We start from the raw sequence: 18,021 nt of genomic DNA, 5'->3' as shown, positions 1-18,021 counted from the left end.
CACTGCATGAGCGAGCGACGACGGCGCATCGGCGACGGGCTGGCCGTCCTGGCCGGCGCGCGGCCGGATGTGCTGGCCGCCGCGCCCGGGGCCCGGCCGAAGTTCGTGGCGCTGGGCGGCGTCCTGCTCAGCACGGGGGCGCTCGCCGCGGTCTCCGCGGCGTTCGCCGTCGCGATGGCGCTGGGTGTCTGGTGGCCGCTGGCGGTGCTGGTCGGGCTGGGCTGGGGTGCGGTCGTGGTCAACCTCGACCGGATGCTGCTGGTCGGGATGGCGCACGACGCCTCCCTCAAGCGCAACGTCGCGATGGCCGTGCCCCGCGTCGGGCTGGCGCTGGTGCTCGGTGTCGTCGTGGCGACGCCGCTGACCCTGCAGGTGTTCCACAAGGAGATCGACGCCGAGATCGTGGCGATGCAGGCCGAGGCCGCCGACGCCCACCGCCTGGCGCTGGAGTCCGACAGCCGGTTCGCCGGGCTGCCCGCGCTGCGGGAGCGCATCGCCGCGCAGGAGGCGGTCGTCGCCAGTGGGGGAGCGGCCGATCCCGGGCTGGAGGTGGTGCGCGCCGGAGTCACGGAGAAGCAGGCGGCCTACGACCGGGCGGTGGCCCTGCAGCGCGACCTGGACGCCAAAGCGCAGTGCGAGCTGGACGGCACCTGCGGCACCGGCGACGCCGGTACCGGGGAGGCCTACCTGCAGGCGCGGGCCGCCGCCGACGCGCAGACCGCCGTCGTCACCTCCGCCCGCGCGGAGCTCGACGCCGCCGTCGCCGCGGTCGGCGCCGCCGAGGGGCGCAGCGCCTCGCTGGCGTCGTCGTCCCTGGACGGCGACCGCGCCGAGCTGACCCGGCTGACCGCGGAGCTGGACCGGCTGCAGGCCGCGTTCGACACGCAGAACGAGGGCTCCGGCGGCATCCTGCTGCGCCTGGAGGCCCTCGACCGGCTCGGCGACCGGAACGGCACCCTGGCGGCCGCGCAGTTCATGCTCTCGCTGCTGTTCATGTGCGTCGAGGTGCTGCCCGTCCTCATGAAGCTGCTGCTGAACTTCAGCCCGCCGACCGCCTACGACCGGCTGGTGCAGCTGCGCGACTCCGGCGACGTCGAGCTCGAGGAGATGGCGCAGGAGTCCCGGCGCACGGTGGCCGCGGCCAAGGAGGAGCTCCTGGTGCTGGCCGAGCGCGAGCGGGTGGACCGGCAGAAGGAGGCGATCCTGGCCCGCCGCCGGGCGGCGCTGGCCGAGGTCGCCGCCCGCACCGAGGGCGCCCGCAGCGAGGGGGTGCGCACCGCACAGCCGGTGGCCGAGGAGCCGGCGGAGGCGCCACGGCAGATATGGGACACCGGCCCGATCCGCGAGCTCGCCGCCCGCACCGTCCGCTCGGTGCGCCGCCGCCCGGTCGACCGGACGCCGACCACCGTCTGACCACCCAGCGCCCCGGACCTCGCCGCAAGGTCCGGGGCGCTGCGCGTCCGCTGGCAGTTCACTGTGGATCGCAGCCCGCGCCGCCGTTCCGCCGCGGGGCTGTGGCAGGGTTCCCCGCGTCTGCCGATCGGGCCGCCGCCCCGGCTCCCCGCGTGCCCGCGCGCCGCGAACCCGATGACTCCCGCACCCCGATGAAGGACGTTCCGCCATGAGCACCGACAACCCGAACCCGACCGGCGCCACGGCGGGCGCGGGCCGGCCCGATCCCGCGACCGTGCCGCCCCTGCCGGCCGCCGCCGGGCCCACCGACGGCGTGGGCACCGGCGTCCTCCCCGGCGGGGTCGTGCCCGGTGCCGGCGTCCCCGGCGGTGCGGCGCCCGCGCCGGACGGGCAGCCGGAGCCGTCCGGCGAGCCCGGCTGGGCGAGCCGCAACCGCGGCCTGCTGACCGCCGCGCTGATCGCCGTCGTGGTGGCCGCGATCGCCATCGCCGGTCTCATCCTCTGGCGGGGCGGGGTCGACGACGACAACGCCGCCACCGAGGCCGCGGTCACCCGCGCGCTCGCCGAGCAGGGCGGGCAGGTGGAGACCATCGAGTGCGACGGCGACACCTGCGCGGCGATCATCGGTGGCCAGGCCTACACCGTGCTGGTCCAGCAGGACGAGGACGGCCAGCAGCACTTCGGGGTCGCCGCCTACACCGGCGACTGATCCCCGCACCGCCGCGAGCCCCGCACCTGCCGCAGGTGCGGGGCTCGCGCCGTCACGGGGTCCGGGCGCCCATCCGGCGGGCGAGCAGGGCCGGCACCACCTCGGCGCCCGCGGCAGCCAGGACGGCCGCGCCGAGCACCACCGCCCACGAGAGCGGGTCCAGCGGGGTGCAGCCGAAGAACAGGTTGATGCCGGGGGTCTGCACGATCGCCAGCAGGGCGGCCAGCGAGCCGGCGACGGTGACCAGCACGAGCGGGCTGCGCCGGCCCGACCACGCGGTCTGCGCCAGCTGGGTGGTGATCAGCGCCGCGAGCCCCATCGTGCTCGCCCGGCCGGGGAAGACCGGGGTCACCCGGCCGACCGTCCAGGCGGCCGTGGCGCCGGCCGCCGTCGCCGCGCCCCGGACGACGACCATGCGGCGCACCGCCGTGGTGAAGCCGCGGTGCGGGCCGGCCCGCAGCACCGGCGCGAGCGGGTGCCCGGCGAGCGGGCCGTCGTCGTCGCCCACGGGCACCTGCCGCGGAGCCGCCACCGCCACGGCGAGCGCCGGGAACATGTCGGTGAGCAGGTTGACCAGCAGCAGCTGGCGGGTGTTCACCGGTGCGCGGCCCCCGACCGCGGTGCCGAGCACGGTGAACGCGACCTCGCCGGCGTTGCCACCGACCAGCACCGACACCGCGTCGCGCACGCGGGACCACATGGCCCGGCCCTCGGCGATCGCGTCGACCAGGCGGGTGAGGTCGAGGTCGGTGAGCACCAGGTCGGCGGCGGTGCGGGCGGCCGGTGACTCCGCGCCCTCGACGCCGACGCCGACGTCGGCCAGCCGGATCGCGGCGGCGTCGTTCACCCCGTCGCCGGTCATCGCCAGCGTCGCCCCGGCGCGGCGCAGGGCGGCCACCAGGGTGACCTTCTGCTCGGGGGAGAGCCGCGCGAAGACGGCGGTCTCCGCGACGAGCCGCGCCCGCTCGGCGTCCGTGGCCCGGGCGAGCTGCGCGCCGGTGACCACCCGGTCGGCGTCGGGGACGCCGGCCTGCGCGGCGATGGCGCCCGCCGTCTCGGGGTGGTCGCCGGTGGCCACCACCACCCGCACGCCGGCGGCCCGCAGCTGCTCGACGGCGCGCACCGAGGACTCGCGCAGCGTGTCCGACAGCCCGACCAGCCCGCGCAGGGTGAGCCCGGTGGCCGCCTCGTCCAGGTCGTCGGGCGTGCCGTCGACGGCGCGGTCGGCGACGGCGAGCACCCGCAGCCCCTCGCCGGCCAGCTGCCGGACGCGGTCGCGCAGCTCGGTGGCATCGGCGCAGCGGCGCAAGACGGTCTCCGGGGCGCCCTTCACGACGAGCCGGCCGTCGCGGACGGCGGCGGAGAAGCCGCGGCCGGCGGCGAAGCCCAGGCAGGCGTCGGGCGGGGAGTCCCAGGCGTCGCCCGCCGCGTCCAGCACGGCGCGGTCCGTCTCGTGGGACAGGTCGTCGCCGTTGCCCATGCCCGCGGCGGCCAGCCGGAGCAGCTCCTCCTCGCTGCCGCCGTCCAGGGGGACCAGCCGGGTGACGCGCAGCCGGTTCTCGGTGAGCGTGCCGGTCTTGTCGAAGCAGACGGTGTCGACCCGGCCGAGCGCCTCGAGCACCCGGGCGCTGCGCACCACCGCGCCGCGCCCGGAGAGCCGCCGGGCCGCGGCCTGCTGGGCGACGGTGGCCACCAGCGGCAGACCCTCGGGCACCGCGGCGACCGCGATCGCCAGCCCGGCGGCGACCGACTCGCGCAGCGGGCGGCCCCACAGCACGCCGAGCAGGGTGACCGCCCCGCCACCGGCGAGGGTGAGCGGGAGGACGGCGCGGGTGAGCTCGGCCAGCCGCGCCTGCACGCCCGCCGGTGGCGCCGCACCGCCCGCGGCGCGGGCGGCCCGCCCGGCCTGCGTGGCCGCGCCGACGGCGACGACCACGGCGCGGCCCCGCCCCGCGACCACCGTGGTGCCGTCGAAGAGCATGCAGGTGCGGTCGGCGAGGTCGGCCCCCGGCGTCGCGGGCACCGACTTGGCGACCGACAGCGACTCCCCGGTCAGGCTCGACTCGTCGACCTCCAGGTCCTCGGCGTCCAGCAGCCGGGCGTCGGCGCCGATGACGTCGCCGGGTTCCACGAGCACGACGTCGCCCAGGCGCAGCGCGCTCGCGGGCACCTCCTCGGACCCGCCGTCGGTCTGCCGCCGGGCGCAGCGCGCCTGCTCGAGCAGCAGCGCCTCCAGGGCGCTCTCGGCGCGCATCCGCTGCAGCCCGCTCACGACGGCGTTGATGGCGGTGACGCTGCCGACCAACACCGCGTCGGTGATCTCGCCGAGCACCGCGGTCGCCGCGGCCCCGGTGGCCAGGATCGGGGTGAGCGGGTCGGCGAGCTCCGCGGCGACGGTGCGGCCGAACCGGGCCGGGACCCGGACGGCGGGGAGCGCGGCCGCCCGCCGCGCGGCCGCGGGCAGCCGGCCGGGCCGGTGCTCGGGCCCGGCCGGGACGTCGGCCAGCCGGCGGAGGACGTCGTCGGGGTCGAGCGCGTGCCAGGGGGTGTGCACGGTCGGGGCCGGCACCGGACGGCGGGCGGCGCGGACGGCGGCGCGGGTACCGGCCACCATCGTGCTGAGCGCGGCGTACTTGCCCGGCGTCGTGGCCCGGCGCTGGCCGAGCCGCGGGCTGCCCACGGCGGCGAGCAGCCCGCCCAGGACGTTGCCGGTGAGCGCGGCGCCGGCCGACCGGCGGCTGGTGGCCTTGGCGTCCGGGACGGCGGCGACGACGCGGCAGGCGTCGGCGAGCCCGGGGTCGGTGACGAGGTCTGCGCCCCACGCCGGGGCGTGGCCGGCGAGCACCGGGGCGAGGCCGACGTCGGCGGCCATCAGCGCGGGCCCGTCGGTGGCCGACACCACCAGCACGCCGTGGCCGTCGGCCTGCAGCGCGCGCACGGTGTCGACGAGCGCGCCGTCGTCGGCGACGTCGTCGGCCAGCCCGGTGACGTCGCGGGCGCCGACGTGCCGGGTGAGCACCAGGCGCAGCTCCGCGTCGGCGACGGTGGTGAGCAGCGCCTCGGCGTGCGGGTCGAGCTCGGCGGCGACCGTCACGGTGCCGACCCGGCGGCGGCCCTCGAGCAGCGAGCGCACCTCGCCGCCGGGCGCGTCGCCGGTGCGGCGCACGGGGCCCAGCCGGTGATGGTCGTCGGCGGGGGCGTCGCCGGTGAGCAGCCGGGTGGCGGCCGACCAGACGGCGGCGTCGTCCCACCCGTCGGCGTCCGCGGTGGCCTCGACGACCACCGGTGGGCCGGTGCAGAGCGCGGCGGCGTCGACGACGACGGTGTCGACGCGGTCGAGGCGGCGGTAGGCCGAGCCGTCGAGCGGGAGGACGCCCTGGCGGCACAGCAGCAGGTCGAGGGTGGCGGCGAAGGACTCCCGGCCCTGCACCGCGGCCTTGGGGGTGAGCGCCCGCAGCAGGTCGGCGGCGCGGCCGGGGCGGCGGGTGAGCGCGAGCAGGCCCAGCGCCGCGCCGAGCTCGGTGGGCCCCAGCCGGTCGCGGTAGGTCTCGATCGGCCCTCGCGGCAGCTCGCCGGGGCGCGGGCCGGGCGGGGGCTCGGCGGCGCGGTCGTCGTCGGGCTCGGGGCCGCACAGCTCCCGTTCGCGGCGGCGCCACACCTGTCGGCGGGCCCGCATCTCCAGGGCCCGCTGGGCGGCGGCGGCGGCGTTGAGCGCCGGCACCGTGGGGCTCTGGGTGAGCGAGTGCAGCACCGCGCTGGTGCCCTCGAAGACGAGGTCGGTGCCCACCGGGCCGATGCGGTCCGACAGCGCCTGCTTGAGCCACTGCTGGGTGTCGAGCAGCGCCATGACGAGGGTGGCGTGCCGGTGGACCGCGGGGACCGGCAGGTACTTGGCGGCGGTGGCGACGCCGAAGGCCACGGTGTCGACGGCGGCGGCGAGGACGGCGGCCAGCAACGGCTCGACGTCGGCCGGGTGGTCGGGGCGCTGCGGGAAGACGCCGGTGCCGCCGCGGGCCTGCTCGATCTCGGTGACCACGCCGACGACGTCCTCGAGGCCGACCCGGCGGGCGTCGACGGCGACCAGCACCCGGCCGACGACGTCGTTCACCGTGGCCCACTCGACGCCCTCGAGCCGCTCCAGGTGGCGGCGCAGCGCGGCGCGGGCGGCGGGGGCGTCGTCCTCGGCGGGTTCCTCGAGCTCCACCTGCAGACGGTCGCGGTCGCCCCAGACCCGGCGGGTGTGCCGGGTCGGCGCCGGCTCGAGCAGGCCCCGGGCGGCGTCGACCAGGTCGTGCAGGTGCCCGCTGGGCAGCGGGTCGGCGCCGGTGACCAGGGTGCCGACCGCGCGGGTGCCGGAGACGGCGGCGCCGTGGGCGAGGTGCAGCGACCCGCTGACCCCCGCGCGGGCGAGCCGGGTGGTGGCCGACGCCGTCCCGCCCAGCAGACCGGCGCCCACGACCACGGGCACGGCGGCCAGCGCGGCGGCGCCGGTGGCCGCGCGCGCGACCTCGTGGGCGGCCCGGCGGGCCGAGTCGAGGCGGCGGAGCAGAGTCATGGATCTCCCGTGACGACGGTCACGGGAAACGGTACGTGTCCAGCGGGTGAACCGCAGGGGCGGTGCGCGGCGGATCAGCGGCGCAGCGTCACCCGCCGCTCCCGTCGTGGCCGGGCTGGATCGCATCCCGGCACAGGTGGGTGTGGAGGAAGCGGGTCATCGCGCCGGCCAGCGCCTTGCGGGACTTCGCCTGGCGGAAGACGTGCCCCTCGCCGGCGAGCTCGAGGTACTCGACCGCGCGGCCCAGCTCGTGCAGGACCCGGACGATCTGGTGCGCCTCGCCGATCGGCACGTTGGTGTCGTGCTCGCCGTGCACGACGAGCAGAGGGGCCTGGATGTTGCCGGCCGAGGACAGGGGGGAGATGTCCTCCAGCAGCGCCCGGTCGCGCTCGGGATGCCCGTACTTGGTCACGGCGGCCGCGGCGATCCACGGCTCGCTGTCGCGGTAGAAGGTGACCAGGTCGGACATGCCGCAGACGTCCACCCCGGCGGAGAACACCCCGGGCGAGAAGGCCAGCGTCGCGAGGGTCAGGTAGCCGCCGTAGGAGCGGCCGGTGACCGCGAGCCGGCCGGGTTCGGCGATGCCGGCCTCCACGAGGTGCTCGGCGGCAGCCAGGACGTCGGCGAACGCGTCGTACCGGCCGTGCAGGTCGTCGGCGTGCACGAACTCGCGGCCGAAGCCTGCCGAGCCGCGGATGTTGAGCGCGAACACGCTCACGCCGGCGGCCGCCAGCGACTGGTGCTGCGGTGCGAAGGCGGGCCGCTCCTGGTCCTCGGGGCCGCCGTGCAGGTAGATCGCGACCGGGCCGGGGCCGTTGAGCCGGCCCGGGGCGCGGTAGAGCCAGCCGCTCAACGGCAGGCCGTCACGGCCGGTGAACCTCTCCAGGCTCGGGACGACGAGCCGGCGCCTGGGTAGTGGCGGCGCGGAGGTCACCCGTGTCCAGGCGTGGGTGGTGGTGTCCAGGTGCCACAGCTCCCGCGGGCGCGTGGGCCCCTGCACGCCGAGCACGACGCTGGAGCCGTCGCGGCTGAGCACCGGGTCGGCGGCCACCAGCCCGGGCAACCCGGAGATCGGTGTGCGCCCGCCCGTGGCGGTGTCCATCAGCTCCAGCTCGCTGCGCCCTGCCACGTTCCACACCAGGAGCAGCAGCCCGCCGGCGTCGTCGGCGTCGATGTCCTCCAGCTCGGCGTCCTCCCGGGCCGCGAGGGTCCGCGGCTCACCACGCCAGCCGTTCGGCCCGAACGGCAGCCCGATGAGCTGCCGGCGGGGCAGGCCCACGTCCGAGGCGAGGTACACGTAGACCGGCCCGCTGTGGTCCTCCGGCGCCGGCCGGATCAGCGCCACGTCCGTGGATCCGGTGGCCCCGTGGGGGAGTGCGCTGAAGTCCTCGTCGCTGAGCCGGTCGACGACGACGACGTACTGCTGCCCCCGCTCGCCGTCGCGGATGACGATGAACCGCTCCTCGAGGGAGACGTCGAGCACGTGGATCAGGTCGCCCTCGGCCAGCGGGTCGAGCCGGCCGGTGGCGGGGTCGGCGAGGTAGGCGCGGGTGGGGACGCCGGCCGCCATCCCGGGAAGGGTCACCACGACGCGGTGACCGCTACGGGTCCACGGGCCGAGCTCGGCGTGCTCGTCGGAGTTGCCGGCGATCCGGAGGGCGTCCGAGCCGTCGGGCCGGACCACCCACACCGCCGTCCGGACGCCGCCGTCGGTGGCCACCTCGCACGCCAGCCAGCGGCTGTCGGCCGCCCACCGCACCGAGATGACCGGGTCGTCGGACAGCGGGATGTGCCGGGCCGGCGGCTGCTCGCCGTCGAGGACGACGTCCTGGAGCCAGAGCTGCGGAGTGCCCGAGCGGTCGCTGATGAACGCGACCTGCCGGGCGTCCGGGGTCATGTTGGGGCCCCAGCTGCCCCAGGCGTCGACGAGGTCCTCGGCGAGCGCCACGGCTTCCTCGACGTGGGGGGACACGCTCGCGCCGATCGTCACCGTGCGACGTCCTCCACCTTCTGCAGCCGATCTCCGGGGGACCAAGCTGCCACACGCGCCGCACCCCGTGGTGGTGCAGGTCCCGTCGGGCTCCCCGCAGCATGGCCTCCGCAGCGCCGGGAGGGAACGGCCCACGCCGCCCGCCGGCGGAATCGGCCAGGCTCCGCGTGCTCGGGACGCGGCACCGCCCCGGAGCCCGTGCGGACCCCGGGGCGGTGCGCGGCGGGTCAGCGGCGCAGCGTCGCAGTCGCTGCGACCAGCAGCCGGCCGGAGACGAGCGCCGGCCCGGGCGACATCAGCGCGCCCGCGGGAGACGCGACCGCGCGGGCCACGGCGGCGGTCACGAGCAGTGCCCGCTCGGGGCCTCGTCCGCCCCCGACGCGCAGTGGGACGACGCCGACCTCGGCACGCCCAGGCCGGGGTTGCGGTCGAAGAACCCGACCGGCTTGAGCGTGAAGCCGGCGTAGTCGACCGGCATCACCGGCCAGTCCTCCGGCCGCGGGAAGTGCGTCAGCCCGAAGGTGTGCCACAGGACGACGTCGGTGTCGGTCAGCGGCGCGTCGTCGGCGACGAACGCCGGGAGGCCGGCCGAGCCGGGGTGCTGGTTGACGAAGTCGCCGGCCGCGTACTTCTCCGCCGGGTCGTACTGCGTGACCCACAGGTGCTTGGTGGAGAAGCTGGCCCGGGCGTGCACCGACGAGGACTCGTCGGCCAGCAGCACCGGACCGCCCTCGGGGTGCAGCGCGTAGCCGACCGGCTGGCCCAGCCGGTTCCTCCTCGACTCGTTGACCACGTGCCACACCCGGCCGACGGTGCCGTCGGCCAGCCGCGCGGCCTCCGCCTCGGAGGTCAGCGGCGTCATCCGGCGGGTGAACGCGTTGCCGTAGGAGTTGACCTCGCTGACCGGCTGCCGGACGGCGTCGACCTCGTAGACGGTGTTGTCGACGCCGTCGACGGCCATGTCCAGCCGCGCGGAGAACAGGTGCTGGTGGTACGGCGCGCCCAGGCCGGGGGCGATCTCGGTGGCGTACGGGTGCTCCTCACCGCGGTAGGCGGAGGTGAACACGATGCCGGTGGCCTTGCTCTCCAGCTGGATCGTGCCGTCGAGGTAGAGGTACCAGTAGAAGCCGTAGTCGTAGTTGCCGATGGTGGTGAAGAAGCTGATCACCAGCCGGCGCTGGCGCCGCGTCTCGGCCATCCCGTTGAACATGTCGGTGTGCTTCCAGAGGACGCCGTAGTCCTCCTCGTGCATGCAGACGGCGTTGCGGATCGTGCGCGGGGCGCCGTCCTCGTCGGCGATCGTGGCGTCGAAGTAGCGGATCTCGCCGAGGCAGTCGCAGCCGAGCTCCAGGGAGTTGGTGTAGCGGGCGAAGAGGTACTCGCCGGTATCGAAGTAGTTCTGCCAGAACCGCACCGGCGAGGGGTCGGCGTAGGGCACGACCATCTCCGAGATCGAGGCGCGGTGGATGACCGAGCGGCCGTCGATGGAGAGCTGGTTGAGGATCAGCCCCTCGCGCATGTCGAAGCCGATGCGGAAGCGCCAGCCGGCCCAGGTGACCTCGTCGTCCTCGACGGTGAAGCTCGGCCCCTCCGGCTGGACGATCTCGATCGGCTTGAGGTCGCGGACCGGCGCGGGGTGCACGTCGGGGGTCAGGTCGGCGCGCTCGGCCGGGACGGCGAGGTCGAAGTGGTCCTGCACCGCCGTCGCCACGCCGCGGGTGATGTCCACGAACGCGACCACGCCGTCGACCGGGTGGGCCCAGGGCAGGTCGGCCTCGTCGGCCTGGTGGAAGCCGAGCACGCGGACGATCCGGTGGCCTCGCTCGTCGGCGAAGTAGGAGCCGGCCGACAGGGGCACGGCGCGGACGTCGGCCACGTCGAACCCTCGCTTGGCCATCGCGGCGACCCAGCGCTCGTCGGCGGCGAGGATCGGCTCGATCGACTCGAACTCGGCGTCGAGGATCGGCACCTGCCCGTCGGCGACGGCGTCGAGCTCGACGTCCCGGACGACGGTGCCGGCGGTCAGCGAGACGGTGACGTCGCGGCCGGCGCCGGTGGCGCGGTCGAGCAGCAGCGCCCGGACGAGGCGCTCGACGGCGTCGCCCGGCCGCCAGGCCAGCACCTGCGCCTTGTGCGGCTCCTCGAGCCCGACGTAGACGAACTTGCTGGACTCGGCGCAGAGGCCGGCGGCGCGGACGATCGCCGTCGCGGCGGTGATCTCCTCGCCCGTCAGCCGGGCGAGCGGGTGGGTGGTCGTACCGGTTGTGACGGCGGTCATGGTCACGTGCCTACTCCTGGGGGTGCGGAAGCGGAAGGGCTCCGGTCGGGGCTCGGATCGGCGCCGCCACGTGACGGGGAGCACGTCCGCCGTCCAGCCGCGCGGGTGTCGGCCTGCTGGGCGCATCGGCTAGACAGTTCCCATGACCGAGCTGACGACGGCGACAGGCGGGGGCTGGCTGGCCCGCGAGGAGATGGACGCGGCGCGCGAGCGGCTGCCGATCCTGTACGTCGACGTGGTGCCCGTGCGGGTGGACGAGCAGGGCACCGTGACGGCGATCGGGCTGCTGCTGCGCGCCGGTGAGGACGGGCAGATCAAGCGGGCGCTGGTGTCGGGGCGGGTGCTGTACCACGAGCGGGTGCGGGCGGCGCTGCTGCGGCACCTGGAGAAGGACCTCGGCCCGCTCGCGCTGCCGCGGGTCCCGCCCGCGCCGCAGCCGTTCACCGTCGCCGAGTACTTCCCGACGCCGGGGGTGACGCCGTTCCACGACCCGCGCCAGCACGCGGTGTCGCTGGCCTACGTGGTGCCGGTCGAGGGGGACTGCTCGCCGCAGCAGGACGCGCTGGAGCTGACCTGGTTCTCGCCGCTGGAGGCGCGCGATCCTGCGGTGCTGGCCGAGCTGACCAACGGGCAGAGCACCCTGCTGCTGCAGGCGCTGGCGCACCTCGGGGTCTGACCGGCCACCGGCCCGGGGCCGTGGCGGCGCCCCGGCTCGGCGCGGGAGGTGACCCGCACCACGGGAAAATCCGCAGGTCAGCCACCCGCCCGGGTGAGATTTGCGGCCCGCCCTCCGGTTCCGCACCTCCGCGCGTCGATGTGATCTTGTGATCACTCACCTGACGACGGTCGAGGACGGTCTCGGTGCCCTGCACCCGGAGGGCGAGGCCGGCGAGACCTTCACCCTCGGCGTCCTGGCCCGCGCGGTGCCCGTGCTGCCCGGTGCCGGCAGCTGCGAGGAGCTCGACCGGGTCTTCGGGCGGGCCCGCGACGCCGGGTGCGCGGTCATCGCCCACCCCGACGTCGACGGCGTGGTCGGGCTGGTCGAGCGCAGCCGCTTCGAGGCGCTGATGAGCGGGGCCTACGGCTACGGCCGCTCGCTGTACGGGCGCCGGCGGCTGTCCGACGTCGCCCAGTGGGACGCGCTCACCCTGCCGGCGACGACGACGGTCATCGAGGCGTCCAGCCGGGCGATCACCCGGGACCCGGAGCACGTGCAGGACCACGTCCTCGTGCTGGGCGCCGACGGCGTGCGGGCCGTCCCGATGCCCGTGCTGCTCTCCGCGCTGGCCCGCGCGCTCGCCGGCCAGGCGCTGCGCGACCCGCTCACCGGCCTGGCCAACCGGCACGCGTTCTTCGGCCGGGTCGAGGAGTCCTGCCGGCGCAGCGCCACCCAGCCCGGGCACCAGACCGCCGTCGTCTACTTCGACCTCGACGGGTTCAAGCTGGTCAACGACGACCTCGGGCACGACCGCGGGGACGCGCTCCTGCGCGACGTGGCGGCCGCGCTGACCGAGGCCGCCCGGCCGGTGGACCTGGTGGCGCGCCTCGGCGGCGACGAGTTCGCCGCGTGCCTCGACATCGACACCTCCCTGGCCCGCCGCGACGGCGCACCCGACACCGACATCGCCCACTCGATCGCCGTCCGCATGCACCGGGCCGTGGCCGCGATCAGCCGGGACGACGGCGTCGCGCAGCGGGTGCGGGTCAGCGCCGGGCTCGCGGTGAGCGCCGGCGGCTCCGTGGACCCGGGTGAGCTCGTCCGGGCGGCGGACCTGGCCATGTACACGGGCAAGCGCAACGGCGGGGACCACGTCAGCGGCCCCGTCCTGGTGACGACGGCGGTGGACGCGGACCCGCTCGCGGGTACCAGCGTGGCCCAGGCCGTGGCCCGCGGGGAGTTCCTGCTGCTCTACCAGCCGATCGTGCGGCTGGCCGACGGCCGGCTCGGCAGCGTGGAGGCGCTGGTCCGCTGGCAGCACCCGCGCCTGGGCCTGCTGGCGCCCGACGCCTTCCTCGCCTCGGCCGCCCGGTCGGGTCAGCTCACCGCCCTCGACGACTGGGTGCTGCGCACCGCGACGCGGGAGTTCGCCGCCTGGCAGCGGGAAAGTGGCCCCGAGGCGGGCTGCGTCGCGCTGAACGTCAACGTGAGCACCGACCGGCTGCTCACCCCGGGCCTGGGCACGGTGCTCTCCGACGCCACAGGTGCCGCCGGCCTCGACCCGGCGCTGGTGCGGGTGGAGGTGCCGGAGTCGCTGCTGGTCGACCAGCTGCACGCCGCGGTCGAGCCGCTCGAGCAGCTGCGCGCCGCCGGCTACAAGGTCACGTTCGACGACGTCGGCGCCGGCGGGACGTCGCTGCGCCACCTGCGCGAGGTGCGCGCCGACGGCCTGAAGATCGACCGCTCGTACGTGCAGGGCATCCTCACCGACGACCGCGACCGGGCCCTGGTGCAGCTGCTCGTCGACTTCGCCGACGGCGCCGGCCTGGTGGTCACCGCCGAGGGGGTCGAGACCGAGGGGCACCGCGCGGCGCTGCAGGCCATGGGCTGCGACTACGCGCAGGGCTGGCTGTTCTCCCGGCCGGCCCCACTGAACGAGCTGGGGACGCACTTCCCGTCGTGACCGGGCTCGGCCCCGCACCCCGCCCGCCTGCGGAACCTGCCCGGACGGGGGAGGCGACCCTCCAGTTCCGGTGGCGCACAACCGATTAGACGGTCATGCGCATGAGTCGGATGGCCCCGGAGGTGGCCACCCCGCGAGTGGTCGCCCGGACCGCCGGGCTGCTGACCGCTCTGGGCGGGGTAGCGGCCGTCGGGTTGGTCCTCGGCACGCCCGGCGGCCTCGACCACGTGCACCCGGCCGTGACGGCGCTCGGGCCGGTCACGACCCTGGTGGGTCTGGCGGTCGTGCGCTGGGGCCACCTGGTGCCGCGGGGCTTCTTCCAGGCGCTGCTCGTGCTGGGCGTCGTGGGCATCGGGATCTTCGGGCTCTCCGCGCCGACGGTGAGCGGCGCGGTCGCGGTGCTGGCGCTGTCGGCGTTCGCGGCGATGGTCGCCTTCCTCTTCTTCCCGCGGCCGTGGGCGCTGGGCTTCCTGACCGAGATGCTCGCCATCGGCACGGTGGTCGTCGCCGTGCGCGGTGACGTCCCCGTCGGGACCGCCGTCGTCCTGGCGGTGCTGGTGCTGGGCTCGGCCGGCGCCGTCGGGGTGCTGGCGCGGCGGGCGGCCAGCGCCGAGGAGGACGCGCTCACCGGGCTGGTCAACCGGCGCGGCTTCGACGAGACGCTGGACGCGGCGGTGCGGACGGCGGTGCGCTCGGGGGAGCCGCTGTCGGCGGCGCTGTTCGACCTCGACCACTTCAAGACCGTCAACGACACGCAGGGACACGCGGCCGGCGACGAGCTGCTGCGCGCGGTCGCGGCCACCTGGCGGCCGCTGCTGCCCCGGGGTGCGGTGCTGGCGCGGCACGGGGGCGACGAGTTCTCCCTGTTGCTGCCCGGCTCCGACGGCGAGCGGGCGTTGGCCGTCGCGGAGTCGCTGCGGGCGGCGCTGCCGCAGGTGGGGACGTCGGTGGGCGTGGCGCAGCTGGCGCTCGGCGACTCGCCGTCGGACCTCATGCGCCGGGCCGACGCCGCGCTGTACCGGGTGAAGACGCTCGGCCGCGGGCGCAGCGAGCTGGACGCCGACGGGCAGAGCCCGCTGGCGCGCGACCTCGCCGCCGCGCTCGCGGCCGGCCGCTCCGGTGGGCTGTCGGTCCATCTGCAGCCGATCGTCACCCCGGCGGACGGCGACGTCGTCGGCGTGGAGGCGCTGGTGCGCTGGGCGCACCCGTCGCGCGGGCCCGTCCCGCCGGCGGAGTTCGTGCCGGTGGCCGAGCAGGAAGGCCTCGTCGGCGCGCTGGGCGCGTTCGTGTGGACGGCGGCGTGCGAGGACGCGCGGACGCTGTCGGAGGCGACCGGGCGCACGCTGTTCCTGACGGTCAACGTGTCGGGTCTGGAGCTGGACGACCCCGGGTTCCCCGACCGGGTGCTGGCGACGCTGGCCGCGACCGGCTGGCCGGCGGAGCGGACCGTCGTCGAGGTGACCGAGAGCCTGGTCGAGGCGGAGACGACCCGGTCGGTGGCGGCGCTGCACGCGCTGCGCGAGCACGGGCTGCAGGTGGCGATCGACGACTTCGGCACCGGCTACTCGGCGCTGGCGCGGCTGGACACGCTGCCCACCGACTTCCTGAAGCTGGACAACTCCTTCGTCTCGGCGATCACCACCTCCAGCCGGCGGGCGCGGCTGCTGCGCAGCGTCATGGCGCTGGCCGACGCGCTGGAGCTGGTCCTCGTCGCCGAGGGCGTGGAGACACCGGAGCAGGCGCGGGCGCTGGTCGACCTCGGCTGCCCGCTGGCGCAGGGCTACCTGTACGGGCGGCCGAGGCCGGTCGGAGAGCTCATCGCCGAGCTCGCACCCGGCGTCCGGGTGTAGCCGGCCGCCGTCGCCCGCCATACCGCCACGGCGCACGTACGGCCCCGGCCTGCGTGGCCGGGGCCGTCCGTGGAGAGGTGGCCGGCTCAGAAGCTGGACCGCGGCACCCCCATGCCCGGGTCGATGCGGGTCGGGCCCGACGCCGAGGGCTCCACGTCGAAGTCGAAGATCCCGGTGGGCAGGTAGACCGTCGAGCACGAGTTCGGGATGTCGACGACCCCGGAGAGCCGGCCCTCGATCGGTGCGGCCCCGAGGATCATGTAGCCCTGCTCCGGCGTGTAGCCGAACTTGGTCAGGTAGTCGATCGCGTGCAGGCAGGCGCGCTGGTAGGACAGGTGCGAGTCCAGGTAGCGCTGCTCGTCGTCCAGGGTCACCGACGTGCCGGAGAACGCCAGCCAGCGCTCGTACCGCGGGTCGACGTTGCCGGGCAGGAAGATGGCGTTCTCGCTGACGCCGTAGGTCTCCATGCCGCCCTTGATGACGTCGACGTGCAGGTCGATGAAGCCGCCCATCTCGATCGCGCCGCAGAAGGTGATCTCGCCGTCGCCCTGCGAGAAGTGCAGGTCACCGAGCGAGAGCTTCGCGCCGTCGACGAACACCGGGTAGAAGATCCGGCTGCCCTTGGTGAGGTTCTTGATGTCCTGGTTGCCGCCGTTCTCCCGCGGTGGCGCGGTGCGCGCGGCCTCGCCGGCCACCCGGTCGTAGTCGGCGCCCTGCAGCGTGCCCAGGATGGCGTCCTGGGGGAGCGGGGGCAGCGCCAGCGGCGGCACCCGGTCGGGATCGGTGTCGATCAGCGCCTGCTCGCGGCGGTTCCAGCGGGCGAGCAGCTCGGCCGACGGCGCGGTGCCCATGAGCCCGGGGTGGACGATGCCGGTGAAGGAGACGCCCGGGATGTGCCGGGAGGTGGCGGTCTGCCCGGAGAAGTCCCAGATCGTCTTGTAGGCGTCGGGGAACTGGTCGGTGAGGAAGCCGCCGCCGTTCTGCCTGGCGAAGATGCCGGTGTAGCCCCAGCCCTGGCCGGCGAGCGGCCCGGAGTCCTCCTGCGGGATGGGGCCGACGTCGAGGATGTCGACGATCAGCAGGTCACCCGGCTGCGCGCCCTCCACGTGGAAGGGTCCGCTCAGGCAGTGCACCGTCGACAGCGGCGCGTCGCGGATGTCGTCGGCGGAGTCGTCGTTGTGGATGGCGCCGTCGAACCACTCCCGGCAGTCGACGCGGAAGGTGTCACCCGGGCGGACGGTGACGTTGGCCGGGATGTCGGGGTGCCAGCGGTTGTGCCCGACGTACTGCTGCTCGGTGAACTTCTTCGACGAGTCGAGGGGGTACACGACTTTCGGCACGGGGGACCTCCAGGTCACAGGTGGTGCGCGTCCGGGTGCGAGCGGGTGCGGCGTGCGGGATCGGCGTCACCGCCTCTCGTGGGCGGTCGGGGTCCCGGAGCGGGGGGACGACGGCGGCACGTCGCCCTCCCGCAGCTCCGGCGCGGGCGCCGTCGCCTCGGTGGCCGCCGGTTCGCGCAGCCGAGGGGCGAGCGCCAGCGACGCCAGGCAGATGACGGCGAGGGCGACCGCCGACTCGGTGAGGTAGTCGCCCCAGACGCCGGTGAGCAGCAGGAACGCGGGGACGGCGGCGGTGAACACGCCGGCGACGACGGCCACGAGCCCGGTGAACCGGGTCCACTCCTCCCGCTTCAGCCCGAGGACGACCCAGAACAGCGCCCACAGGACCGCCCAGTAGAGCCAGATCACGCCGAACGCAGGGTCGTCCAGGCGCCCGAAGTTGAGCCCGGCGTAGACCAGGGCGCAGCAGGCGACGAACGCGGAGAACCAGCCGAGCCCGGTGCCGTCCAGGTCGCCCAGCAGGTTGAACCCGACGTAGAGGTAGGTGAAGCCGAACAGGTACAGGCCCGAGGCGGCGAGGATCGTGTCGGGGTCACCGCCGGAGGTGACGATCAGGAAGGTCGGCGTGAGCACCTGCAGCCCGCCGACGAAGAAGTTCAGCGGCGCGGCCGCGCGGGCGTCCACCCACCCGAGCAGCATCAGCCCGTTCAGGATCAGCACGGCCCCGACGTAGAGCAGTCCGACGCTGGCCATGGGGACGTCCCTTCATCGCGGGAGGCGGAGCGGGCTGCTCGTTCCGGTGGGCGACGCCCGGCTCAGGGCCGGGGCAGGTGGCGGAGCGCGGGGTTGGCGGCGACCGGGGAGCGGCGGGTCGGTCGCGGGCCGGGGGAGGACACCACCTCGGGTTCGTCGCGGGTCCGCTCGGTCCGGTCGATCAGGGCGCGCCGCGTGGGGTCGCCGAAGGAGAGGCGCGGCGGGGTGAAGACCCGCACCGCGGCGGACCCGCAGGTGGGGCAGCAGGTGGTCGGCTCGGCGGTGCCGATCGGGAGCGAGCGCTCCGTCAGCCCGTGGTCGTCGCATCGGTACACGTAGGAAGCCATCGCCGTCCTCGTCACTCGCGGTGTTCGAGCAGGCGACCCACGCTCTCGGGGGCCGGAGGACCGGTCAAGGCCTCCGGCGATCCAGCGGCAAGCGAGCTCGTTCCGGTACGTGAGAGCTCGCGCGCGCCCTCACGCAATGTGCGGTCCCGCGCGGGCTCTGCCTCT

11 protein-coding genes are annotated in these 18,021 nt (G+C 75.8%); 5 read left to right on the top strand and 6 right to left on the bottom strand.

Annotated elements, in window-relative coordinates:
* The first annotated feature begins 6 nt into the window (after positions 1-6).
* Positions 7-1,413 carry a DUF4407 domain-containing protein gene (locus ACI799_RS02620; protein ID WP_456612378.1) on the top strand — a complete coding sequence of 469 codons (1,407 nt, stop codon included), beginning with the start codon at positions 7-9 and terminating at the stop codon, positions 1,411-1,413.
* 208 nt (positions 1,414-1,621) lie between these two features.
* Positions 1,622-2,122, top strand: a complete 501-nt coding sequence (locus ACI799_RS02615) for a hypothetical protein (protein ID WP_456612377.1) — start codon at positions 1,622-1,624, stop codon at positions 2,120-2,122.
* Positions 2,123-2,174: 52 nt separating this feature from the next.
* Here the strand turns inward: ACI799_RS02615 and ACI799_RS02610 are convergent, their stop codons facing one another.
* The 3 genes from ACI799_RS02610 to ACI799_RS02600 form a co-directional block, all read right to left on the bottom strand.
* Entirely contained in the window at positions 2,175-6,677 is a 4,503-nt protein-coding gene (locus ACI799_RS02610; RefSeq protein ID WP_456598688.1) for an HAD-IC family P-type ATPase, read from the bottom strand.
* 88 nt (positions 6,678-6,765) lie between these two features.
* Positions 6,766-8,667: a S9 family peptidase gene (locus tag ACI799_RS02605; protein ID WP_456588470.1), complete on the bottom strand. Its 1,902-nt coding sequence runs from the start codon at positions 8,665-8,667 to the stop codon at positions 6,766-6,768.
* 340 nt (positions 8,668-9,007) lie between these two features.
* Complete coding sequence (locus ACI799_RS02600; protein ID WP_456612376.1) at positions 9,008-10,945, bottom strand: primary-amine oxidase; 1,938 nt, start codon at positions 10,943-10,945, stop codon at positions 9,008-9,010.
* A gap of 142 nt (positions 10,946-11,087) precedes the next feature.
* Between ACI799_RS02600 and ACI799_RS02595 the strand changes: the two genes are divergently transcribed.
* The 3 genes from ACI799_RS02595 to ACI799_RS02585 all read left to right on the top strand — a co-directional run bounded on the left by ACI799_RS02595 (position 11,088) and on the right by ACI799_RS02585 (position 15,416).
* A complete protein-coding gene (locus ACI799_RS02595; RefSeq protein ID WP_456596640.1) occupies positions 11,088-11,621 on the top strand; it encodes an NUDIX hydrolase family protein in 534 nt (177 codons plus the stop codon).
* A 148-nt stretch (positions 11,622-11,769) separates the two neighbouring features.
* A complete protein-coding gene (locus ACI799_RS02590; RefSeq protein WP_456612375.1) occupies positions 11,770-13,566 on the top strand; it encodes a putative bifunctional diguanylate cyclase/phosphodiesterase in 1,797 nt (598 codons plus the stop codon).
* Positions 13,567-13,667: 101 nt separating this feature from the next.
* On the top strand, positions 13,668-15,416 hold the full coding sequence (locus tag ACI799_RS02585; RefSeq protein WP_456612374.1) for a putative bifunctional diguanylate cyclase/phosphodiesterase: 1,749 nt from the start codon (positions 13,668-13,670) through the stop codon (positions 15,414-15,416).
* An 86-nt stretch (positions 15,417-15,502) separates the two neighbouring features.
* On the opposite strand, the gene fmdA is transcribed toward ACI799_RS02585, so the two are convergent.
* The 3 genes from fmdA to ACI799_RS02570 all read right to left on the bottom strand — a co-directional run bounded on the left by fmdA (position 15,503) and on the right by ACI799_RS02570 (position 17,856).
* The gene (gene fmdA / locus ACI799_RS02580) at positions 15,503-16,756 is read right to left on the bottom strand and encodes a formamidase (protein WP_456598685.1); all 1,254 of its coding nucleotides are present in this window, start codon (positions 16,754-16,756) and stop codon (positions 15,503-15,505) included.
* Between the two features lie 66 nt (positions 16,757-16,822).
* Positions 16,823-17,509 carry an AmiS/UreI family transporter gene (locus tag ACI799_RS02575; protein ID WP_456612373.1) on the bottom strand — a complete coding sequence of 229 codons (687 nt, stop codon included), beginning with the start codon at positions 17,507-17,509 and terminating at the stop codon, positions 16,823-16,825.
* A gap of 62 nt (positions 17,510-17,571) precedes the next feature.
* Positions 17,572-17,856 (bottom strand): FmdB family zinc ribbon protein, encoded by a 285-nt coding sequence (locus ACI799_RS02570; RefSeq protein WP_456612372.1) that lies wholly within the window; start codon positions 17,854-17,856, stop codon positions 17,572-17,574.
* Between the last annotated feature and the right edge of the window lie 165 nt (positions 17,857-18,021).

The organism is Blastococcus sp. SYSU DS0753 (assembly GCF_054051175.1).
The sequence above is the reverse complement of the archived record's forward strand: the minus strand, read 5'-3'. Positions and strand labels throughout refer to the sequence as shown.